Origin of the sequence: Limisalsivibrio acetivorans, from assembly GCF_000421105.1 — a bacterium.
In the GTDB taxonomy this organism is placed as follows: Bacteria; Chrysiogenota; Deferribacteres; order Deferribacterales; family Geovibrionaceae; genus Limisalsivibrio; species Limisalsivibrio acetivorans.
The window spans coordinates 251,592-272,423 of the sequence record NZ_ATWF01000001.1 but is presented as its reverse complement, the minus strand read 5'-3'; the positions used below and the strand labels follow the sequence as shown (position 1 = coordinate 272,423).

Below are 20,832 nucleotides of genomic sequence, written 5' to 3'. Positions count from 1 at the left end.
GGGAAGAAAAAAAGGAGCCCGAAGGCTCCTTTTCGTTGAAGATTATATAGACTGAACTTCTTTAATTTCAGGGATCTGCTCTTTGATCCTTCCCTCAACGGCGTGCTTAAGGGTCATGGTGCTAAAGGGGCAGCTTCCGCATGCGCCTGTAAGCTGGACCTTAACGATGCCGTCATCTGTAACGCCGAGAAGATCAATATCTCCGCCGTCAGCCTGAAGAGCGGGTCTAACCTGCTCAAGAACTTCAGCAACTTTTTCTTGAAGTGTCATTTAGTTTCCTCCCTCGGGATTATCCTTCTTTATATTTTCCTTCATTTTATCTACGATTGAAGGGTCTTCGCCTTTTCTTTCATAGTAGTCCTTAAGTGCAGCCTCAATAGCCTCTTCCGCCATAACGGAGCAGTGTATCTTCGCAGGGGGAAGACCGCCGAGTGATTCCACGATGGACTGGTTTGTAAGGGCGAGAACCTCTTCCACCCTTTTACCCTTGATAAGCTCGGTTGCCATTGAGCTGGATGCGATAGCCGCACCGCAACCGAAGGTCTTGAACTTAACCTCTGTTACGATACCGTCATCGTCGATATCAAGGAATATCTTCATAACATCGCCGCATGCGGGGTTTCCCACCTCGCCCACAGCGTTAGCAGATTCTATCTCCCCCATGTTTCTGGGGTTCATGAAATGATCCATTACCTTTTCGCTATATGGTCCTTTAGACATAGTGTCCTCCTAATCATTCCTGTTGTAAGCGGGCGACATCTCGCAAAGCTTCTTTACGATGCCGGGGAGTTCATCGATAACCTTATCCACCTCTTCCTCTGTCGTATACTTCGACATGGTGAAGGTTATGGAGCCGGCGCAAACATCATCCGGTACGCCCACCGCTGTAAGCACGGGTGAGGCCACCAAATCCTCCTCATCCTCAGCGAGGATATTGGAGGAGCAGGCGGAACCGCTCGCCGCATATATACCTTTAAGGGAGAGCCACATAAGCAGTGATTCACCCTCTATATACTCAATCCAGAAGCTCACATGCCCCGGAAGTCTCCGGTCAGGATGCCCTGTAAAGTGTAAAAAGTCAAACATATTTGAAAGTGCTTCCCAGAGCTTCTTCTGGAGCCTTTTCATCTCTGGAACGTAGTCATCCATCTCTTCTCTGGCGATGCGGGCGGCTTCCCCCATCCCTACGATGGCGGCGACGTTCTCCGAACCGCTTCTGAGACCGTTCTCCTGATGCCCGCCTTGAAGGACTGAGACAAGCTTGACACCTTCACGTACATACAGGGCGGCCGCACCTCTGGGACCGTAGAAGTTCTGGGCCGCTATGCTGAGGAGATCGCAGTTAAGCTCGTTTACATCGATCTTAACATGACCCGCTCCGTCAACAGCATCTATATGATAGAGAACACCTTTCTCACGGCATACCTTGCCGATCTCATCACTGTACTGCATCGTACCGATCTCGGGATTGCCGAACATGATAGATACGAGTGCGGTGTCCTCACGGATAACGCTTTTAAGTTCTTCGATGTTGATAAGACCCGTTTCATCCACCTTAAGCTTGGTTATCTCATACCCCTTGTTGAGATAGTCTATAAGGGGGTTTTGGATGGAGAAATGCTCCACCTCGCTGATAACTACATGCTTCTTGTCCTTGCGGGAGGGATGATTAAGCGCACCCTTAAGAGCGAGGTTATTCGACTCCGTGCCGCAGGAGGTAAAGACAATCTCATCCTCCTTAGCGCCAAGAAACTCCGCCACCTGCTGTCTTGCAAGTGCCACAGCCTCAAAGGATTCCCTGCCGAGGGGGTAGAAATGTGCACTCGGGTTACCGTACTGCTCCTTAATAAAGGGGAGCATCTTTTCAACAACTCTTTCGTCCGGCCTGGTTCCGGCTGCATTGTCCAGGAATGCCATAATCTAAACTCCTGTAGCTTCTTTCACACCTGCAGCGGCCTGAACCGCCACAACTTTAATGTAATCGCCGATAAGGGTAACCTTCCCTTCGGCTGTTTTAATCATACCGATGCCTTCGCTTTCTGCCGCCTCGGCAATGCTTTCACCCTTAAACTGGTAAAAATCCTCACCGGGCTCAAAGTAGCTCTCTCCAACAGTGACAAGATCCGCCATGAAAATGGTGGATACGGGGAGTATTCTCGCATCAACGTACATCCCCGTTCTCTCGCTCATGCTCTTAACATAACCGGATAAAAGCCCTTTGCCTTGACCCGGATCAACTATAACGTTGAAGGCGAGCCTTTCATCAAACACCTTCGACTTATGCTGGGTGAAGGAGAAGAGCTCCCTTGTCTGGCTGAGAAGATCATCTATGCCGTTCTTGCCGAAGGCCGCCGCCGGAAGGGACACGCTCATAAAAGCGGAGCGCCTGTCACCCTTAACGTGGTAGGCGACATACTGCAGTGGCTCACGTATTATATAAACATCGTCGTCATCGCCATCGAAGATCCCTGTGAAATCAACGATGGAGGCATCCAGTTTAGCTATCGTCTTCTTGGCTGAGCCGGGGTCGCTGAGAACAACCATTATATCCTCATCGGAAAGCTCATCTATGCTCTTGGCAGAGATCTCCGGCCTGTCCGAAGCGATAAGGGGGAGATACTCCGGCATACTGTACACCGTGTACCTGAAAAGGGGGAATTCGTCCTCAAGCTTGTCAAGAACCTCCCCGAGCAATAAGGAATCATTGGCGAAAACCGCCACTGAGAAATCTGTCATAATTCACACCGTAAATGTCTCTTTAAAAATAGAATTGAGTTGAACAAAACGCAAGAACTAATTCAATTTTTCGTACACAAGCTTACCTTCATCGTTAACAGTAAACCTGAGATCCTTGGCAGGTTTGCGGAATCCGCCAAGACCGCGGATGTCTCTGCTTTTATGGCTAACGGTAACAACGGAGGCGTTACCCACATCCATGACGAAATATTCATTAAAAGTAACTACTCTGTCGGAGTTCTTTTCTGCTATGAAGTCGTACTCCTCTGCGCCGTCGACATCCATATGAACCCAGCAGGTATCTGCAAAACGGAGTACAACCTTGTTTCCACTCAAAGCCGCCTTTTCTTCATCATCAAGCGCTTCCGGGGCCTCGGGGGGAGTCTCCTGAACTGTATCTTCAGGCTCAGCCTCAGCGGTTTCCTCCACCACAGGCTCAGCCTCTTCAACCGTTTCAGTTGCCTGTACCTGCTCATCAGCCAGCTCGGTCCCCTCGGAGGCGCTCTCGTTGTCTGCCATGACTGCAGATTCTCCAGACTCCGGCTTGGGCTCCGGTTCGGCATCCTCTTCCACCGGACCGCCGGCATTTGAGCCAACGGGAGCCTGCTGGGAGGATTGAACCTCGGAATCGCCGTTCTTAACGATGGAGATATAGAGATAAGCACCCGTAATTCCGAGTATAAGCACGACTATAAGGGGGATAACAATACGCAGACTGCTTCTTCTTGGAACCTCTTCCTGTGTTACTGGGGATGTAACGCAGCTGAAGCCTCTGCTGAAGTCATCACGGCAGCATTCTGCATGGAAGAGGTCGTCAACGATCTCCGCATCGATACCAAGATACTTTGCATAGGTACGGACAAAGTTATGGGCGTGTATATAGGAGGGCATATCGCAGTACTTCCCCTCTTCCAACATCTTCAGAATGTCTTCGCTTATGCGGGTATCCTGCGTTATTCTGTCGTAGGTAACCCCGCCTTGCTCTCTTGTGGTACTAAGTAGTTCGCCTAGTTTACTCATTTATCAACCCGAGTTTCCTCATAAGCTCCTCTGCTCTATCGGCCTCTTCGGAGGTCGGAGCCTCTTTGATAACCTCTTTAAGAACGGGAACCGCTTTTGCGTATTTTCCTCTTTCAAAATAAAACTCACCAAGGCGCATCTTGAATTCAAGGCTTTCGGGGATCATCTCCACTGCCTTTTCAAGGGTTTCTGCGGCCTTGTCATAGTTAGAATCCATGGCATAGGACTTAAACAGAAGCTCGTATGCGTTTGCATACCTTCTGTTTATCCTGAGTGCCTTGTTAAGATACTCCGGCACCTCATCGTATCTCTCTGCGTTGTAAAGCGCATTTGCAGCATTTGTAAGTGCCACTATCTGATAGGGATAGCCGGGATCGTTAATAACCCTATCCCATTTTTTTAAGGCTTCGTCAAGCTGTCCTCTGCTGGCGAGGGCTGTGGCAAGGGCATTAAGGTATTCGCTCTCTCCCGGATTATGGTCCAGTGCTTTACGGACATAAACCTCCGCCTCGCCGTATCTTCCACGTTTAAGGAAGAAGAGCCCGAGGGCGTAGAGGTAACGGTCATCGTCGGGAACAAGCTCCACCGCTTTTTTAAGCTCACGGTAGGCGTTGTGATCAGCCAGCGTGTTGAGGTAAGCTATACCCATTTTGTAGTGGGATTCCGCCTGGGCGTATACCTCATCGGGAACACTTGTTTTAGCCTTGCCCTCCTCCGGGGAAGGAGCTTCCTTGCCTGCGCATCCGCCAAGGATGAGTGCTGCTGAAATTACAAAAAGACTAACTATTTTTTTCATATATCAGCCTCAGACCGAGCAGAGTAAGCTCGGATTCGTATCTGTTTATGTATTTCGAACCCTCCATGAAAACACTTCCAAGGCCGCCAGTGGCAACAACGGGAACATCCGCCCCGCCGAAGGCTTCGTCTCTGACCCTTTCCAGAATGCCGTCCAGCATGGAAAGGTATCCGTAATATATTCCCGACTGCATCGAATGTATAGTGTTATTTCCTACCACCTTTTCAGGTTTTTCTATTTCAACCTCCGGCAGTTTGGCCGTTTTCGCATGGAGAATATTAGCCGAAAGCTTAACACCGGGACAGATTATTCCACCGATGTACTCCCCTTTTTCGCTGATAACATCAAAGGTGGTCGCTGTACCGAAATCCACAACGATAACTGGCGCACCATACTTTTCCCTGGCGGCAACGGCGTTTACGATCCTGTCCGCACCAACCTCCTTAGGGTTCTCCATCTTAATAGGGACGCCGGTTTTTATCCCGGAGGCTACCACCATAGGCTCAACGTTGAAATACTTCGTAGAGAGCTTGGAGAATGTGTATATAAGCTGGGGAACAACACTTGCTATGATAACCCCTTTCAGCTTATTCCTGTCCACCTTGCGGGTATCCATGAGTAGCATGATGGTGGAGGCATACTCATCAGTTGTTTTCAGAGAATCGGTTTGTAGGCGGAAGTTGCAGCAGAGCTCATTACCGTCATATATGCCGAGAACAATGTTGGTGTTTCCTATATCAATCGCTAAAATCATATCCAATATCACCAGTCACTATTTCCGAGACTCCCCCGGAATCATCCCTCACCCGAAGAAAACCAGCAGGCGCAAGCCCCAGCTCGGTGAAGGTTTCACGTTTTCCATTTTTGTGCACAGTTATTCTTTTGTCAAGATTGGCTGAGTATTCTTTCCATTTTGTTTCGATATCGAGCCTTCCATTGGTAAAATCCTCCCAAATGCGCTCCATATTCTTCATAAAGAGGGCAAGTAGCTTTTCCCTGCTGAAGCTTCTTCCTGTAAGTATAAAGAGAGAGGTTGCCGTCTCGGTTATATCCTCTGGAAAAACCTGCATGTTAACGTTTATGCCAATCCCGAGTATAAGCTTATCAAGCCTCGCACCCGTAACCGAGGTTTCCATGAGCATCCCCGCAACCTTTCTTCCATGCACCGTTATATCATTCGGCCATTTCACCTTTGCAGGAACCACAGTGGAGAGTGTATCCGAAAGGGCAAATCCGGCGGCGATATTCAGGGGGAGTATCTTTGATACATCTATGGGGGGAAGGTTCAGGCTGAAATATAGATTTCCCGAATCGTCCGAGTGCCATGTTCTACCGCTGCGCCCCCTGCCCGCTGTCTGCCGCTCGGCTGTGACGCAGGTGTATATATCCGGATCGTTATCGAGGATATACTGGGTGGTGGAGTCCGTCTCCCCGAGGAAGACAGCATTCCTTCCGAAGCGCTCCGTCTGCAGATTTTCGAGATAGGTCTTCTCAGACAGCATCCAGAAGCCTCTCCGCCCTGTTCATAAGCTCATCCACATCGGTACTCTTGAAAACGACATCAACATTCATGAAATCATCGGTATCAAAGAGCATATCGGGATTTGCGGTATATATAATTATAGGAACATCGGGGGATTCCGCCTTAAGCCGCTGGAGAACCTCTTCCCCGAGGATTTTCGGTATGTTCAGATCAAGCACAACGATATCCACATCAGCCTCGTTGAAGCTGACAAGCCCCTCTTCACCGTCCGATGCGGTTATAACGTTGAAGTTTCTGTCGCAAAACTCATCCCGCAGCAGAAGTCTCAGGCTTTCATCGTCGTCAATAACAAGCACTGTTTTCAAATCTTACTCCTAAACACGTTTATATATCTCTTTTTCTATGAAAAAATCTACAATCTTAGGGTCTAGCCCCCCCTCTGCGGCGTTGCTCCTCATAACCTCTACGGCATCCTCGGGCATCATCGCCTCCCTGTAGGGGATGGTATCGTTTGTAAGAAAATCATAGGCATCGGCAACGCCCATAACCCTGCTGAATATATGGATCTCCCCACCCTCCCTGCCGAAGGGATAGCCGTTGCCGTCCATCCTTTCGTGGTGGGAGCAGGCGACTACTGGAACATCCCGGAGTTCTTTTGTCCATGGAATCTTATTCAGTATATCAAATCCGTTTTTAACATGCCCCTTTATCATATCCAGCTCACCCTCCGTATGTACACCCTCCTCAACACAGAGGCACTCGTACTCATAGGGTGTGAGCAGGGGGAGCTCGTTTCCATCCGCATCGGCGAAATAGAAGTTTGAGCAGTAGTCAATGGCCTGTTTGATGGACTCACTCAGCTTACCTGGCTTGTTCGCCTTGATAACAGCCTCTTCCAGAGCGTTTATCTCCTCATACCGCTCATCCTTGTTGAGCATCAGGCATGCCTTGGCGAGGGATAGACGTGTTTTTACTGCGCTGAACTGTTCGGAGGAGAGCTTCTCCATCCGGTTAAGCACAGATTCGCGGACACTGAGCTTGCCGAAATCGTGGAGATAGCATGCGTAACGGAGGATCTTCTCCTTGAGGCGGTTCATGAAGAAATCGGGGAACTCATCGAGATCCTTGTGCATCTCCTGGGCGAGGAGTGATGTTATGGAGAATACCCTCGCCGTATGCCCGGCTGTGCAGGAGTTTCTATTGTCAATGGCTGTGGAGGTAGCTTTGATAAATCCCTCAAGCATCCTTTCGATGTTGTCGTAGAGAAGGCCGTTCTCTAGGGCGAGGCTCACTATACCGGTAAGGGAGCCTGCGATCTTCTCGTCGTTTTCATTGAAGGGGAGAACGATTCTTCCAACGTTTTCAAGTGTCAGCGGAACCTCGTATCTCTTTTTATTTATGAACTGCAGAACTCCGGTGAGCTGATCGTTCAGGTCTGTTATGGGGTATACGATCATGGATTTGGTACGGTAGCCGGACATCTTGTCGAAGCTTACATTGAAGTGGAAGGGGTATTCATCCTCCAGATGATAAACATCCTTAAGCCTGAGTATCTCCCTTGTTTTTGCCACATAGCCGGCAATACTTGTTTCGTCGGCGGCTATGGAGAATTCCTTGAAGGGGAGATAAACCGAATCGTTCTGGGTATATTTGAATATAAGCTCGTTTGTATCCTCATCATATATAAAGATGCTTCCCGCATCCGCACCGAGCATCCCCCGGAGCCTTTTGAGAATAGTTTCAAGCAGAACATCCAGATCCCTTATCCGGACAAGGGTATACGCCAGTTCGAGAAAGCTTTCGTTGGTCATTTACGCATCCTTTTACTTTGGGTCTTATAAATTAAGGAAGTATAGCAGTTTTAAGCGGATATCAAAACAGAACTTATACAAAAAATAACGCAAAAAATCCATAAAAAGAATGAGTTTCACAACTATCCTCTGAAACCCTATTACCCCTTGCGGTGAGGGGAATTTATATGATATTTTCGTCACTTGACTATTAAAAGAGTACCTATCGGAGGATTTAATGAAATACAACCCCGCTGATATCGAAAAGAAGTGGCAGGAGAAATGGGAGAACGAGAAGGTTTTCCGTGTTGAGGCAGACAGCAGCCGAGAGAAGTTCTACTGCCTTGAGATGTTCCCCTACCCTTCGGGCAAGATACATATGGGGCATGTACGCAACTACGCCATCGGTGATGTTATATCACGCTATATGTTCATGAAAGGGAAGAACGTTATCCACCCCATGGGCTGGGATGCCTTCGGTCTACCCGCAGAGAACGCCGCCATTGAAAACAAGGTTCACCCCGATAAATGGACCAAATCAAATATAGATTACATGAGAGCCCAGCTTAAAAAACTCGGCCTCTCCTACGACTGGGACCGTGAGATAGCCACATGCGACCCCGAATACTACCGCTGGGAACAGCTTATCTTCATAAAGATGTACGAGAAGGGGCTTGTTTACAAGAAAACCTCCCTCCTCAACTGGTGCGATTCCTGCAACACCGTCCTTGCCAACGAACAGGTGGAGGAAGGGCTCTGCTGGAGATGCAGCAGCGAGGTGGAGAAGAAAGAGCTCCCCGGATGGTACTTCAAGATTACTGACTACGCCGATGAACTCCTCGACTGCACAAACGAGATGGACGGATGGCCCAAGAAGGTTCTCACAATGCAGCAGAACTGGATAGGCAAGTCCTACGGTGCGGAGATCGACTTCAAGGTGGAGGACTTCGATGAGACCATAAACGTCTTCACCACACGCCCCGACACACTCTTCGGCGCAACCTTCATGTCCCTCGCCCCGGAGCACCCCATGACAAGGAAACTCCTCGCAGGAACCGAACAGGAGGAGGGGGGAATCGCCTTCATCAATGAGATCCTCAAAGAGGACAAGATAAGCCGTATGGCGGATGACAAAGAGAAGAAGGGCTACTTCACGGGACGATACGCAATCAACCCGCTAAACGGCACCAGAATGCCCGTATACATAGCCAATTTCGTACTGATGGACTATGGAACTGGTGCCGTAATGGCCGTTCCCGCCCATGACCAGCGTGATTTCGACTTCGCAAAGGTTTATGACCTCAACATCAAGGTAGTTATCATGCCCGAGGAAGGGATCGACGCAGATAATATGGAAGAGGCATACACAGGCCCCGGAAAGCTCGTTAACTCCGGCGATTTCAACGGAATGGAGAATGAGGACGCCAAGAAGGCGATAGTAGACTATCTGGACAACAACAAGATAGGTAAGAGCACGGTAAACTACCGCCTCAAGGACTGGCAGATATCCAGACAACGCTACTGGGGAGCACCGATCCCCTTCATAAACTGCGAAAAGTGCGGCTCTGTCCCCGTACCGGAGGACCAGCTTCCCGTTAAGCTCCCCACGGATATGGACTTCAGCGGTCACGGCAATCCCCTTAAGAGCATGGAGAGCTTCTGGAAAACAACATGCCCGAAATGCGGCGGCGAGGCTGAGCGTGAGACAGACACCATGGATACCTTCGTGGAATCCTCATGGTACTTCCTCCGCTACTGCTCACCCCAATGCGATACCGCACCCTTCAAGAGTGATGAGGCAAATTACTGGATGCCAGTGGATCAGTACATCGGCGGAATCGAACACGCCATCCTCCACCTCCTCTATTCCAGATTCTTCACAAAGGTTCTAAGAGACCTCGGATACATAAACTTCGATGAACCCTTTGACAGACTCCTTACACAGGGGATGGTCTGCAAGGAGACCTATAGATGCGAGGAACACGGCTGGCTGTTCCCCGAAGAGGCGGAGGACGGAAAATGTTCCCACTGCGACAGCCCTGTAACCGTTGGCCGTGTGGAGAAGATGTCGAAATCCAAGAAAAACGTTGTGGACCCCAATAAGCTCATTGAGCAGTACGGTGCAGACACGGCGAGGCTCTTCATTATCTTCGCCGCACCCCCGGAGAATGAGCTCGAATGGAGCGATCAGGGTGTTGAAGGATGCTTCCGTTTCCTCGGAAGAGCCTGGAGACTGGTGCAGAACAATATCGGGCTGTTCAAGGAAGAGCTCGAGGATTACAAGGTGGAGGGGCTCGTTAAGGAGATTCTCTTCCACACCCATGTAACCATAAAGAAGGTGACCTCTGACATAGAGAAATACCACCTTAACACAGCCGTTGCCGCTCTCATGGAGCTGGTGAACAACCTCTACAAGATAGAGCCTAAACTGAGTAGCTCTGCTGAGAAGAAGGCGTTCCGTGAGGCTATCGAGGCCCTTGCCGCCATGCTCGCCCCCTTCACCCCCCACACAGCTGAGGAGATATGGACGCAGATGGGGAACGATGTACTCCTCTCCGCCTCCGACTGGCCGGCATACGTTGAGGAATACACCAGACAGGATGAAATAACCGTTGTCGTTCAGGTGAACGGCAAGGTAAGGGCACAGCTAAGCCTCCCCCGGGATGTGGACAAGGAAACAGCCTTCGAAGCCGCCTTTGCCGATGAGAAGATACAGAGCTACACCGAAGGAAAGAATATCGTTAAGCAGATCTTCGTTCCCAACAAGCTGGTAAACCTGGTGGTTAAATGATAAAACGCCTTAGGGGTGCAGGGCTTCTGCTCTGCATCCTTATAATCCTCTCCTCCTGCGGATACCGTATCGCCGGCCTTGGTTCCGGCACATCCAAGTATGCCTACACGCTGGCAGCTGTGAATAACCGCACCGCAGAGCCGGATCTTGAGAGGATTATAGAAGATAAAGCGGTAAGCTTCTTCAGTGCCAGAGGAGCCCTCGGCGGCAAGGACCGAAAACGCTTCAACATGGAGATAAGCCTAGACCGCCTGAGCTCATCCTCCAACATCGTCACCGAAACAGGACAGACAGGCACTTCCTCCATGGCTGCCCTCATCGAGATCAAGCTGAGCGACGGGGAAGAGGTTGTTTACATTGAGGATTATTCCGCAAAAACCACCTATGACATAACCTCAAGCATCAGTGAGAACAGAATAAGACGTGAAGCCGCCATTGAAGAGGTTATCGGAGAGGCACTCCAGGATTTCTACGATGAGTACGAATCAAAATAACGCAAAGCTAATATTCATTGGCTCGGACGACTTCATAGAGAATAGTGTCCAAAGCCATATCGCAAAGCTGGAGGACCCCGATGAGGAGGTCTACTTTGCCGATGAAATGGATATAGAGGAGTTCTTCGCCTACGTATCCACCCCTTCCCTGTTTAACCCCACAAAGGCCGCTGTTGTGCATTCTGTCCATAAGCTCAAGAACCCTAAAGAGTTCATTGAGCAGTGTACACGGGCTATCGAGACCTGCATACTCCTCACAGCGCCCATTGATGCGGCGAAAAAGATAGAGAAGATAGCCGGTGAATTCAAGATTAGCGTCGAAAAGAAGATGAACAGAGAGGCGCTCACACTCCAAACCCAAAAGATCTTCGAGGATAAAGGGCTCCCCTGTGACTACGCCTCGGCGGAGGAGATCCAGATAATCTTTGGCGGCGACATGAAACAGGTGCGAAGCGAAGCGGAGAAGCTCTCACTGTACTTCGCTTACAAAAAGCCGAAGGACAGCCGGGACCTCCTCGCCCTTATCACATCCGAGAAACAGGAGAACGTATTTGCATTCATGGATTACTTCGCCCAGCGGAACAAGAAAGGGTGCCTGCGAACATTGGAGAACCTGTTTAAAGGGGACGAGAACCTGAACATCCTGTATGTCCTTTTGGGACGAAGGATGAAGCAGGTCTATCTGGAAAAGAAGCTCCCCGGCACAGTTAAGGTGCAATATTTTATCCTGAAGAAGCTGAAGGCGGATACAGCACGCTGGAAGACGGAGGAGCTCTCAAAGATGGCCGGCACCATCGCAGAATACGATTACAAGATAAAAACGGGGCAGCTCGAGATTAAAGCCGCCCTCATCCAGCTTACACACCGGCTCTGAGAAGCCCTTTATCAAGAGGAAGAAGCCTTACCGAACGTTTCTCTTTGTCGAAATCCGTCCTGTAACACAAAGCCTTAACACCGTGGTCCAGTGCTTTCTCGAAGGTTCGGCAGTAATCCGGATCGATATCCGATGCACAGCGGAAGTACGGCCTGTCCGCCTGACAGGTATATAGGATATACGCCTCATAGCCCTCATCCACAGCCTTCATTAATACCTCAAGATGCTTCTTTCCCCGTGTTGTGACAGCATCGGGAAACATACATGCATCATCATCGAAATAAGTGGAGTTTTTCACCTCCACCAGTGCCTTCCCCCGTTCGTTCTCCACGAGGAAATCGATGCGCCCCTCTTTGTACGTAAACTCCCTGCGGACTTTTAGCACATCCCCCAGTTCGGAAATCTCGCCATCATTGATGGATGCCTCCACGATACGGTTCGCAAGATGGGTATTCACAAGGACCCAGTCGCCGGATATGTTGATTGCCTCCAGCGTGCAGGGGAGCTTCCTCTTCTTATTCTCGGATACCGTATAAAGAACAGGGCTTCCTTCGATTTGAAGGTTTTTCATTGACCCTGTGTTCGGATTATGGACGGCAAAGACCTCTTCTCCTGTGTCCACATCAACGAAGAACCTTTTATACCTGCGGATAAATTTTGCTTCATACATAAAAGGATAAATATACATGGAAAAAATTTTGCCGTTTTTTCTCTTGCATTGCAAGGCTTTTTCGAATAGAGTGTTTTTTCCCCTTTACACATCCCCTCTCATGGATTAACTTTTCCAACGTTATGAAAAATGATATAATAGTACAAAGCCGGATATCCGGCGGACAAAACCTTTTTGTAAAAGCGGAGACAGCTTTGAGACCACTGGCATATACCATTACGGTACTGCTTGCAACATTTATGCTCCTCAACGCCGGTTTCAGCTATTATGTCAGCAGTTCGGTTACCGAACTCGATGAAGAAGCTCAATACCTTAACACCATCATCAACGCTAAGGAGCTTCAGCTTGAAACGGAGAAACAAAAGGCAGCTTTCTCAGCCAAGGTGCTGGACATCCATGCGATTCTGTCCAACTTCCCTGTAAACTACAGCAAGATAGGCCTTATGGACTTCGCATACCTCATCGCCTCCGAGGCAGAAAAGCACGATATTGACCCCTATCTTATCCTTGCGCTCATCAAAACCGAAAGCTCGTTCAACAAGCGTGTCATATCCCATAAGGGTGCTGTGGGCCTTATGCAGCTCCTCCCCGGCACAGCATTTTACATCTCCAACAAAACCGAAGGGCTCACCCTGAACAAGGCAAAGGAGCTTTTTGATCCGGAGATGAACGTTAAGCTGGGGGTAAGCTACTTCTCGTACCTGATAAACAAGTACAACAATGTGAAATACGCCATTATTGCCTACAACTTCGGCCCCGGCAACATGACCAGAAGGCTCCGCTCCGGCTCACCTCTCCCCAGCTTCTATTACAACAAGGTGATGAAGAACTACCGCCTTATGATGAGCTACAGCAGCAGAGCATAAGACCGGAATATGCCCGAATCCCCCTTTGAAAACATCCGCATCCTACTCTCCGAAACCGAAGGTCCGGTTAATCTCGGTATGACAGCCCGTGCCATGGCAAACACGGGCTTTAATAACCTTCGTTTCAGCGGCTCCCTTGGCGGCGATGAGGAGGATGTGCGCAGATACTCGCTCCACGCCTATCACCTTATAGAATCAGCCTCCAAATGCTCATCCTTCGAAGAGCTTATCCAGGGCTCCGACGTTCTTATAGCTCTTACTCCCAGAAATCCCTGGAATGACGGGCACAGCATAGGTATTGATGAATTCCCCCATATTGTGTACAGGTGCACACAGAAAGGACAAACCGTGGGGCTGCTATTTGGCAATGAGGCAACGGGACTTCTTAATGACGAAGTGGCAATCTGCCGATACCGCCTCCCCCTCCCCTCCTCAAAGGATTACGAAAGCCTTAACCTTGCGCAGGCTGTGCTCGTTGTTCTATGGGAGCTTCGCAGAAAACTTACCGATAGAATAAACATTGATTCAACCGAACAGAAACTTGCGGGTGGCGATGAGAAGCGTGTTTTCCTTAATAAACTTAGAACTCTGCTCCTTGAATCGGAATATCTGGACGGGCAGAACCCGGAGATGCGCTGGCGTGAGATAAACCTGATATTCGAATCAAGGGATTTCACCGAAAGGGAGATGAGCCTGCTCACCTCCTTCACAAATAAGGTGCTCAAGGAGCACAGAGCGGCGAAAAAGGACTAAGATCCCTTCTTCTCACACTCCTCAATAAAGATTCCAAGATCCACAACCTCCCCCTTTCTCTTCATATAATCGTTAAAGGCGGCAATCCTAGTGATAACCTCTTTATCCATTATATGCTCCATACGGCAGGCGTTGTCCTCCGCCTTATCGGGATCTATTCCGAGGGTCTTTTCCAGAAACTCGGTAAGGGTTGTGTGGCGGAAATGGATCTCCTCCGCATAGCTCTCACCCTTTTCTGTAAGGGTAATATAACTGTAGCGGTCGTAGTTTATATACCCCTTCTCCGAAAGCTGCTTAAGGGCGTTTGTAACGGAGGACATCTTAACATCCAGCTTCTCGGATATCTCTTTGGCTCTGGCAACCTTTGCCTGGCTGTTCTCATTCTGGAGAACGAGGATAGCCTCCAGATAATCCTCCATACTGCCCGATAGTTGTCTGCTTTTCATATTATATGCTCCAAAAAAACTTAGCCTTTCTATACTTTCATCTAACAAAGTTTATTACATCTTCTGGAAATATAAAAGTGAAAATTATATCCTGAGCGAACACCACTGCAAAGAGGATGCAGTATTTGACATTTATTTGACATATAAATCACATGGTTATCACAGTGGTGGAATATCGTATGCTGAGCAAAGGGGAGGTGATCCGCAGTGCTTCATGCACAAATATTGCTTTTTTCTGTACACTTCTTAACACACCCCTTCTCTGCGAACCCCGCAGTAAATACAGCTATGCCCCGACATAAACAGAATTCTACCGCAAACATACATACTAAAACGAAGGAATCTGGACATCCCCCCTTCTTCCCGAGACAGCTATGTGGCATAGCCCCTTTTAATTCTTCCAATAACAGTTCCTTCGGTGCTAAAATGAATCTAGATGCACCGAAAGGTAACTAATGATGCAAGGGATCGGTGAACAGCGGGAGGAAGGTGACTTGAGTTCATCCAGTGTTATTCTGAGCGTAAAGAATCTGGAGTTTTATTACGGCGATAAAAAGGTTTTAAAAAAAATATCCATGGAGATAAACCGCAACAGCGTAACGGCTCTCATAGGCCCCTCCGGTTGCGGAAAAACCACGTATCTCCGTTGTTTCAACAGGATGCACGACCTTTACCCGAACACATCCTACGGCGGGAGCATACAGTTTAATGGTAAGAACCTCTTCGGGGAGGCTTTTGAGCTCACTAACCTAAGAAACCTTATAGGGATGGTTTTCCAGAAGCCGGCACCCTTCCCCATGAGCATTATAGAGAATATCGCCTACGGCCTTCGGCTTAAAGGGATCGAAAACATGACAGAGATACAGGACAGAGCGGAAAAATCCCTCAAACAGGCCGCCCTTTGGGATGAGGTTAAGGACAGGCTAGAGGAGAACTCATCCAGCTTGTCCGGCGGACAGCAGCAAAGGCTTGTTATCGCAAGGGCACTCGCCGTTGAGCCTGAGGTTCTGCTTTTTGATGAGCCCACCTCCGCTCTGGATCCAAGCTCCACATCGAAGGTGGAGGAGCTACTGGGGGAGCTTAAAGAGGACGTTACAATAATCATCGTCACCCATAACATGCAGCAGGCCGCCAGAACAGCGGATTACACTGCCTTCATGTACGAAGGGGAACTGATAGAATACAATAAGACCGACAGTATATTTAATACGCCCGAAAACAGTCTCACCGAGGACTACATATCGGGCAGGTTCGGCTAGGAGTTTTTAATATGTCACAACACGAAATCGACAACATTCAACTTAAATCTCTCATAGCAGAGATGGCGAAGGTTACAACGGAAATGATCCAGAATTCCATCAAAAGCCTTGTGGAAAGGGATTCTGAGCTTGCAAAAAAGACTATAAACATGGACGAAAAGGTGGACCAGCTTGATATAGATATCGATGCCATATGCCAGAGGATCCTCGCCCTTTATGAGCCTAAGGCCATGGATCTTCGCTTCGTGCTCACAGCTTCAAGGATCATAGTAGATCTCGAGCGTGTGGGGGATTACTGCGTGGATATATGCTGTGACATCATCCGTATAAACGAGATCCCCCAGATCAAGCCCTATATCGACCTACCGAAGATGGGCGAGGAATCTATTGAAATGCTGAACGATGCAGTTAACGCCTATTTCAACAGGGATGTGAAATCCGCCTTTGATGTTATCAAGCGGGATGATTATATAGACAGCCTCCATGCACAGATTCTGCGTGAGCTACTCACCTATCTGGCTGAAGATATGAGAAAAACAACCGGTATTGTGTCTCTTATGCAGATAACCAAAAGCTTCGAGCGCATAGCCGATCATGCCACAAATATATGTGAACTTGTATACTTCATGGTGGAGGGCAAGATTGTCCGACACCAGAGAATTGAGGAAGGGGAATGATAAAAATACTTGTTATCGAAGACCATGAGGAAATGAGCGACCTGATCAAGTTCAACATGGAGCAGAAAAACTATGAGGTAATCTGCTCCGCCGATGCAAACGACGGGCTTATCCATATGGAAAACTCGAACCCGGAGGTTATCCTTCTGGACCTTATGCTTCCCGGGCTTAAGGGTATGGATTTTCTTGGGATTGTCCGCAACAATCAAAAGTATGCCCACATACCGATAATCATCATCTCCGCAAAGAATACGGAGAACGATATTATCAAGGGTCTTGAGTCGGGTGCGGATGACTATCTGACCAAGCCCTTCAGCATGAATATTCTGGCGGCAAAGATCAAGGCTATACTCCGCAGAAGCCCCGCCATTGAAAACAAGGTTATCTCCGAGGCGGGTATCATCATAGACACCGTAAACTACACCGTTCGGGTGGATGATGAGGAGATTACGCTCACAAATAAGGAATACGAGCTCCTTGTAACCTTTCTCCGCAACCCGAAGAGGGTTTTCACGAGGAACCAGCTCCTCAATGCTGTCTGGGGTTATGACTCCGATGTGTATTCCAGAACGGTGGATACCCACATTTCCTCCCTGCGCAAGAAGCTGGGGGATAAGGGGAAGATAATAAAATCCGTTCCGAAGATAGGGTACCGCGCTGATACATGAAATCGTTTGTTAACGTATTTCTTATCATATTTTTGCCCATTGCGCTGATACTCCTGCTAACCTTCCATTTCTCCAGCAATTCAGCTATGGAGAGTGCGGAGAGACAGCTGCTGATGGAGATGCAGAGTAAATGGAATATACTTGCCACAAAGCAGTTCGATTCGAAGTTCGACCGCTACACAGTGGCGCACATTCAGGAGATCAGCAAGAATACCCAGCTTCGCATAACCTTTATAAGTAACGGTGGAGACGTCCTATACGACTCCCGTACAGGTAAAAACGGCTCATACATTAACCCCTTATCACAGCCGGAGATAGAGGGCGCCGAAGATGGGGATTTCGCCTACGACATACGTGAGATTCCCGGCAGTCACAAGAAAACATTCTATCTGGCAAAGCGGTATAGTGACGAAATGTACCTGCGCATCGCCTACCCCATGACATATCTCGAAGCCCTGCAGTCAGAAACCCTCGCCCAGAATGTGCGTATATTCCTGTTTGCATTCATTATTGTGGCCGGAATAACCCTCTTTATGGCGAGGCGTGTCTCCGTTCCCATGAGCAAGCTGAGCTACATTGCGGACTGCGTTGAGGCTGGCGAGAAGGATATCGACTTTCCCGTTTTCAAAGACAAAACCATGTCCAAGGTAGCTGCGATTTTTGCAAGGCTCTACAACTCCATGGAGAAAGAGCAGACCCTCCTTGAGAATGAGCGTTCCAAGCTGAACCACATCTTCTCCATACTGGACGAGGGGATCATCCTTCTGGATCTGAACAACAGCATAAAGCACTATAACACTCAGGTGGAGCATCAGCTGGGGTGTGTACTTGAGATAGACAAAAACATTCTAAGCGTTGTTAACGACTTCGATGTTATCAACTTCATCAGCGAGGTGATAAACATCAAGGAGGATACGAGGCTTCAGACCACCTTTCGCAAGTCCACCTATGAGGTTTTCATAAAGATCCTTGAGGACGAAAAGCTCATTGTTCTCTATAATATAGACGAGCGTAACAAGTATGAAACATTCAAGGCGGAGCTCATCGGCAACATAACCCACGAGCTCAAGACACCCCTCTCCATGATTATGGGATACGCCGAAACGCTCCGGAATAATGTAGATATAGACAAGAAGAATCTTGAGAAGTTTCTCGGGGTTATCCACGGCAACTCAAAGAGGCTGAACAACCTTATCAATGATATTTTGGAGCTCCACAGGCTTGAGCAGACGGGTGATCATATCCTCTCCGAGCCGATGGATGTAAAAGCTGTTTTCGAGGAGCTGGAGGAGCGTTACAGCCATTACACAGTAAAAACGGTTTTCACCACCACAGTGGAGGAGATCGGCATAATCCGTGAACATTTTATAACCGTTGCCACGAACCTTGCGGACAATGCGCACAAGTATTCTAGCAGTGAAACCATTGAGGTAAGCGTTGAGCGGATCGGTGACGAGGTTGAGCTGAGGGTTATAGATGAGGGCCCCGCCATCCCGCCGGAAGAGAAAACACGCATATTCGAAAGGTTTTACACGGTCAACAAATCCAAAAACCGCAATCAGACAGGAACGGGGCTCGGTCTGAGCATAGTTAAACACATAGCAACTATCTACGGCGGCTCCGTAACCCTCGCCTCCAACTCCAAGGGGGGCAACACCTTCCTTGTGACACTTTTCGAAAGGGAGGTCGCACAAATCGAGGAGGAGTAGTGCTAACTATTAATCAACCTGTCAAGACCCTCTATAAGTACATTAAAGCTTTTTGACCTATTTGAACCGTCAAGTTTTAAAAATCTACTAATTTCACGTGAGCCTTGTATTTTTTGATAGGATTGATTTGTTATTCTTTTCAATATAACACTTGGTTTTTCTATAATATCAGGATTCCTGTAACTGCTTTTTGCCTGTAACTTTGATAAACCATTTATTGACAGTCCTTTTTCAACAGCTTCAAGATCTCCCAAATAGAAAGACTCAAGCTCTCTACACGCAATTCTTACAATTGAACAACTATCAAGATTATACTTTTCAAGATACTGTAAGTACTTTGACTTTAGCTCAACACAGTCATCATGATCTTTATCTCGAAACAATAAAAACAGGGTGTCAGGTTTTTTCCAATTCTTTAGTTTTCCCTCAATATTTTTATCAAAGTCACCTTTTCCTTCAAACACAATAATCTTAGGATCTACTTTTTCAGTGAACAATTTCTTAATAATACATGAAAGCATCTCTTCTGCAGACTGCTCTTCAACAAAGCATGCTAAAGTTTTCATAAAGGGTCTGCCCCTCCGAAAAAGCCCTGCTTCCACAAGTAACCCATTTTGTCACCATCATTCATATAAGCACTCACTTGCTCGTCTTCTTTCGCTCTCTTTATAGTTGTATAGCCATCCCTTTTTTCAAGCCAAAAAACTTCTTCTAACTCAGCAGCATTAAGAAAGTCTGGTGAATGGGTAGATACAAATACTTGACCACCTCTAGCTGAATATGCTCTAAATTCTTCAGCAAGCTCCATTAAAAGTTTGGGGTATAATTGATTTTCTGGTTCTTCAACACAAAGTAATGGATGAGGATTAGGGTCATAAAGTAGAGTTAGATATGCTAACATTTTAATCGTTCCATCAGAAACATATCTTGCCAAAAAAGGATCCTCAAATGATCCGTCTTGAAACTTTAAAAGTACCCTCCCTTCTTCACTGGTCTTCGATTCCACATTGCTTATTCCTGGCACTCTTTTCTTTAATAAATCAAGAATTTTATCAAAAATATTCTTATGATGATTATACAAGTACTCAATTACAAGTGAAAGGTTTTCACCCTCTCTGGATAATTGCTCTGCGTATCCCGCATCCTGCTCGGTTCTTGCACGGTTTATATGGAAATCTGACACATGCCAATTCTCAATCAAGTTACCAAGCGCAACAACTGCTGGAAACCTTTCAAATTGTGCTAACCCTTTTATTGCAAGAATGTCAGGCGATTTAAGTGACTGCTCTTCTCTTTCTAAATCATTGACATCATTAACTGATTCAAGTTCATTCGTTACAGCTCGCCCTGAACCATTTGAAAAGTCTAGAAAATGCCATGGCTGCCCACCACTCCCTCTTCTATACTTTAATATTTCTCTCTCTACAAATGCTTTACCATTTTTCTCATTAATTTGAAGAAAATATGTTGTTAGCGGCCCATCTGATTTATCACGGAATTTCAATTCTATAACAATAGGATCTTTTGTTCCTCTACTTCTAACTTCTTTAATCCCTTTACTTCCTCCAAGCTTTGAAAGTGCTGTATTAACATTGCCGTTCATAGCCTCTCTCAGAAATGCGAATACACTGAATATTGTGCTTTTTCCGCTTCCGTTAGCTCCAACTACAACACATAATCTGGGAATATGCTCCATTTTAGCGTCTTTAAATGCTTTGAAGTTTTTCAAGATTATTGACTCAATCTTCATAGTATTCTCGCCTCTAAGAATAGTATTGTTGTAACAATAATAAAATCTTA

Annotated in this window: 23 protein-coding genes; 9 read left to right on the top strand and 14 right to left on the bottom strand. The window is 47.6% G+C overall.

Annotation, left to right across the window (positions count from 1 at the left end):
• Window positions 1–42: 42 nt before the first annotated feature.
• From K300_RS0101315 to K300_RS0101270, 10 genes are read right to left on the bottom strand one after another with little or no spacing between them, the layout of a single operon-like run.
• Window positions 43–270, bottom strand: a complete 228-nt coding sequence (locus K300_RS0101315; RefSeq protein WP_022849858.1) for a NifU family protein — start codon at window positions 268–270, stop codon at window positions 43–45.
• On the bottom strand, window positions 271–720 hold the full coding sequence (nifU, locus tag K300_RS0101310; protein WP_022849857.1) for a Fe-S cluster assembly scaffold protein NifU: 450 nt from the start codon (window positions 718–720) through the stop codon (window positions 271–273).
• 9 nt (window positions 721–729) lie between these two features.
• Window positions 730–1,917 carry a cysteine desulfurase family protein gene (locus tag K300_RS0101305; RefSeq protein ID WP_022849856.1) on the bottom strand — a complete coding sequence of 396 codons (1,188 nt, stop codon included), beginning with the start codon at window positions 1,915–1,917 and terminating at the stop codon, window positions 730–732.
• Between the two features lie 3 nt (window positions 1,918–1,920).
• Complete coding sequence (locus K300_RS0101300) at window positions 1,921–2,736, bottom strand: aspartate-semialdehyde dehydrogenase (protein WP_022849855.1); 816 nt, start codon at window positions 2,734–2,736, stop codon at window positions 1,921–1,923.
• Between the two features lie 57 nt (window positions 2,737–2,793).
• Window positions 2,794–3,756 (bottom strand): helix-turn-helix domain-containing protein, encoded by a 963-nt coding sequence (locus K300_RS0101295; protein WP_022849854.1) that lies wholly within the window; start codon window positions 3,754–3,756, stop codon window positions 2,794–2,796.
• On the bottom strand, window positions 3,749–4,552 hold the full coding sequence (locus K300_RS0101290; RefSeq protein WP_022849853.1) for a tetratricopeptide repeat protein: 804 nt from the start codon (window positions 4,550–4,552) through the stop codon (window positions 3,749–3,751). The genes K300_RS0101295 and K300_RS0101290 overlap by 8 nt, the downstream gene beginning before the upstream one ends.
• Complete coding sequence (locus tag K300_RS0101285) at window positions 4,536–5,306, bottom strand: type III pantothenate kinase (RefSeq protein ID WP_022849852.1); 771 nt, start codon at window positions 5,304–5,306, stop codon at window positions 4,536–4,538. Before K300_RS0101285 ends, K300_RS0101290 begins: the two co-directional genes overlap by 17 nt.
• Window positions 5,290–6,054 (bottom strand): biotin--[acetyl-CoA-carboxylase] ligase, encoded by a 765-nt coding sequence (locus K300_RS0101280; RefSeq protein ID WP_022849851.1) that lies wholly within the window; start codon window positions 6,052–6,054, stop codon window positions 5,290–5,292. The genes K300_RS0101285 and K300_RS0101280 overlap by 17 nt, the downstream gene beginning before the upstream one ends.
• Entirely contained in the window at window positions 6,044–6,391 is a 348-nt protein-coding gene (locus K300_RS0101275; RefSeq protein ID WP_238320653.1) for a response regulator, read from the bottom strand. Before K300_RS0101275 ends, K300_RS0101280 begins: the two co-directional genes overlap by 11 nt.
• A gap of 18 nt (window positions 6,392–6,409) precedes the next feature.
• Entirely contained in the window at window positions 6,410–7,846 is a 1,437-nt protein-coding gene (locus tag K300_RS0101270; RefSeq protein WP_022849849.1) for a GAF and HD-GYP domain-containing protein, read from the bottom strand.
• Between the two features lie 217 nt (window positions 7,847–8,063).
• Here K300_RS0101270 and leuS point away from each other — a divergent pair, with 217 nt between their 5' ends.
• The 3 genes from leuS to holA are packed head-to-tail and all read left to right on the top strand — an operon-like array spanning window position 8,064 to window position 11,984.
• Window positions 8,064–10,616, top strand: a complete 2,553-nt coding sequence (leuS, locus tag K300_RS0101265; RefSeq protein ID WP_022849848.1) for a leucine--tRNA ligase — start codon at window positions 8,064–8,066, stop codon at window positions 10,614–10,616.
• On the top strand, window positions 10,613–11,110 hold the full coding sequence (locus K300_RS0101260) for a hypothetical protein (RefSeq protein ID WP_022849847.1): 498 nt from the start codon (window positions 10,613–10,615) through the stop codon (window positions 11,108–11,110). Before leuS ends, K300_RS0101260 begins: the two co-directional genes overlap by 4 nt.
• Complete coding sequence (gene holA / locus K300_RS0101255; RefSeq protein ID WP_022849846.1) at window positions 11,091–11,984, top strand: DNA polymerase III subunit delta; 894 nt, start codon at window positions 11,091–11,093, stop codon at window positions 11,982–11,984. The genes K300_RS0101260 and holA overlap by 20 nt, the downstream gene beginning before the upstream one ends.
• Here the strand turns inward: holA and sfsA are convergent.
• Window positions 11,968–12,672, bottom strand: coding sequence for a DNA/RNA nuclease SfsA (sfsA, locus tag K300_RS0101250; RefSeq protein ID WP_022849845.1), 705 nt, complete (start codon window positions 12,670–12,672; stop codon window positions 11,968–11,970). The two genes, holA and sfsA, sit on opposite strands and share 17 nt — an antisense overlap.
• Window positions 12,673–12,848: 176 nt before the next feature.
• Between sfsA and K300_RS15845 the strand changes: the two genes are divergently transcribed.
• Entirely contained in the window at window positions 12,849–13,520 is a 672-nt protein-coding gene (locus tag K300_RS15845) for a lytic transglycosylase domain-containing protein (protein ID WP_022849844.1), read from the top strand.
• Window positions 13,521–13,529: 9 nt separating this feature from the next.
• A complete protein-coding gene (locus K300_RS14135) occupies window positions 13,530–14,273 on the top strand; it encodes an RNA methyltransferase (protein WP_022849843.1) in 744 nt (247 codons plus the stop codon).
• Here the strand turns inward: K300_RS14135 and K300_RS14130 are convergent.
• Window positions 14,270–14,719: a metal-dependent transcriptional regulator gene (locus K300_RS14130; protein WP_022849842.1), complete on the bottom strand. Its 450-nt coding sequence runs from the start codon at window positions 14,717–14,719 to the stop codon at window positions 14,270–14,272. The genes K300_RS14135 and K300_RS14130 overlap by 4 nt on opposite strands.
• 455 nt (window positions 14,720–15,174) lie before the next feature.
• Between K300_RS14130 and pstB the strand changes: the two genes are divergently transcribed.
• The 4 genes from pstB to K300_RS0101210 are packed head-to-tail and all read left to right on the top strand — an operon-like array spanning window position 15,175 to window position 19,032.
• Window positions 15,175–15,978, top strand: coding sequence for a phosphate ABC transporter ATP-binding protein PstB (pstB, locus tag K300_RS0101225; protein ID WP_081646848.1), 804 nt, complete (start codon window positions 15,175–15,177; stop codon window positions 15,976–15,978).
• Window positions 15,979–15,989: 11 nt separating this feature from the next.
• A complete protein-coding gene (gene phoU, locus K300_RS0101220) occupies window positions 15,990–16,655 on the top strand; it encodes a phosphate signaling complex protein PhoU (RefSeq protein WP_022849839.1) in 666 nt (221 codons plus the stop codon).
• Window positions 16,652–17,323 (top strand): response regulator transcription factor, encoded by a 672-nt coding sequence (locus tag K300_RS0101215; RefSeq protein ID WP_022849838.1) that lies wholly within the window; start codon window positions 16,652–16,654, stop codon window positions 17,321–17,323. The genes phoU and K300_RS0101215 overlap by 4 nt, the downstream gene beginning before the upstream one ends.
• Window positions 17,320–19,032, top strand: coding sequence for a sensor histidine kinase (locus tag K300_RS0101210; protein WP_022849837.1), 1,713 nt, complete (start codon window positions 17,320–17,322; stop codon window positions 19,030–19,032). Before K300_RS0101215 ends, K300_RS0101210 begins: the two co-directional genes overlap by 4 nt.
• Before the next feature lie 2 nt (window positions 19,033–19,034).
• Here the strand turns inward: K300_RS0101210 and K300_RS0101205 are convergent, their stop codons facing one another.
• Together K300_RS0101205 and K300_RS0101200 are read right to left on the bottom strand one after the other, a co-directional pair.
• A complete protein-coding gene (locus K300_RS0101205) occupies window positions 19,035–19,598 on the bottom strand; it encodes a DUF4276 family protein (protein ID WP_022849836.1) in 564 nt (187 codons plus the stop codon).
• Entirely contained in the window at window positions 19,595–20,782 is a 1,188-nt protein-coding gene (locus K300_RS0101200) for an AAA family ATPase (RefSeq protein ID WP_022849835.1), read from the bottom strand. Before K300_RS0101200 ends, K300_RS0101205 begins: the two co-directional genes overlap by 4 nt.
• Window positions 20,783–20,832: the final 50 nt, after the last annotated feature.

Excerpts from the sequence above, each read along its gene's own strand:
- K300_RS0101315 (WP_022849858.1), bottom strand. The coding sequence starts at position 270 with ATGACACTTCAAGAAAAAGTTGCTGAAGTTCTTGAGCAGGTTAGACCC.
- nifU (WP_022849857.1), bottom strand. The coding sequence starts at position 720 with ATGTCTAAAGGACCATATAGCGAAAAGGTAATGGATCATTTCATGAAC.
- K300_RS0101305 (WP_022849856.1), bottom strand. The coding sequence starts at position 1,917 with ATGGCATTCCTGGACAATGCAGCCGGAACCAGGCCGGACGAAAGAGTT.
- K300_RS0101300 (WP_022849855.1), bottom strand. The coding sequence starts at position 2,736 with ATGACAGATTTCTCAGTGGCGGTTTTCGCCAATGATTCCTTATTGCTC.
- K300_RS0101295 (WP_022849854.1), bottom strand. The coding sequence starts at position 3,756 with ATGAGTAAACTAGGCGAACTACTTAGTACCACAAGAGAGCAAGGCGGG.
- K300_RS0101290 (WP_022849853.1), bottom strand. The coding sequence starts at position 4,552 with ATGAAAAAAATAGTTAGTCTTTTTGTAATTTCAGCAGCACTCATCCTT.
- K300_RS0101285 (WP_022849852.1), bottom strand. The coding sequence starts at position 5,306 with ATGATTTTAGCGATTGATATAGGAAACACCAACATTGTTCTCGGCATA.
- K300_RS0101280 (WP_022849851.1), bottom strand. The coding sequence starts at position 6,054 with ATGCTGTCTGAGAAGACCTATCTCGAAAATCTGCAGACGGAGCGCTTC.
- K300_RS0101270 (WP_022849849.1), bottom strand. The coding sequence starts at position 7,846 with ATGACCAACGAAAGCTTTCTCGAACTGGCGTATACCCTTGTCCGGATA.
- leuS (WP_022849848.1), top strand. The coding sequence starts at position 8,064 with ATGAAATACAACCCCGCTGATATCGAAAAGAAGTGGCAGGAGAAATGG.
- K300_RS0101260 (WP_022849847.1), top strand. The coding sequence starts at position 10,613 with ATGATAAAACGCCTTAGGGGTGCAGGGCTTCTGCTCTGCATCCTTATA.
- holA (WP_022849846.1), top strand. The coding sequence starts at position 11,091 with ATGAGTACGAATCAAAATAACGCAAAGCTAATATTCATTGGCTCGGAC.
- sfsA (WP_022849845.1), bottom strand. The coding sequence starts at position 12,672 with ATGTATATTTATCCTTTTATGTATGAAGCAAAATTTATCCGCAGGTAT.
- K300_RS14135 (WP_022849843.1), top strand. The coding sequence starts at position 13,530 with ATGCCCGAATCCCCCTTTGAAAACATCCGCATCCTACTCTCCGAAACC.
- K300_RS14130 (WP_022849842.1), bottom strand. The coding sequence starts at position 14,719 with ATGAAAAGCAGACAACTATCGGGCAGTATGGAGGATTATCTGGAGGCT.
- pstB (WP_081646848.1), top strand. The coding sequence starts at position 15,175 with ATGATGCAAGGGATCGGTGAACAGCGGGAGGAAGGTGACTTGAGTTCA.
- phoU (WP_022849839.1), top strand. The coding sequence starts at position 15,990 with ATGTCACAACACGAAATCGACAACATTCAACTTAAATCTCTCATAGCA.
- K300_RS0101215 (WP_022849838.1), top strand. The coding sequence starts at position 16,652 with ATGATAAAAATACTTGTTATCGAAGACCATGAGGAAATGAGCGACCTG.
- K300_RS0101210 (WP_022849837.1), top strand. The coding sequence starts at position 17,320 with ATGAAATCGTTTGTTAACGTATTTCTTATCATATTTTTGCCCATTGCG.
- K300_RS0101205 (WP_022849836.1), bottom strand. The coding sequence starts at position 19,598 with ATGAAAACTTTAGCATGCTTTGTTGAAGAGCAGTCTGCAGAAGAGATG.
- K300_RS0101200 (WP_022849835.1), bottom strand. The coding sequence starts at position 20,782 with ATGAAGATTGAGTCAATAATCTTGAAAAACTTCAAAGCATTTAAAGAC.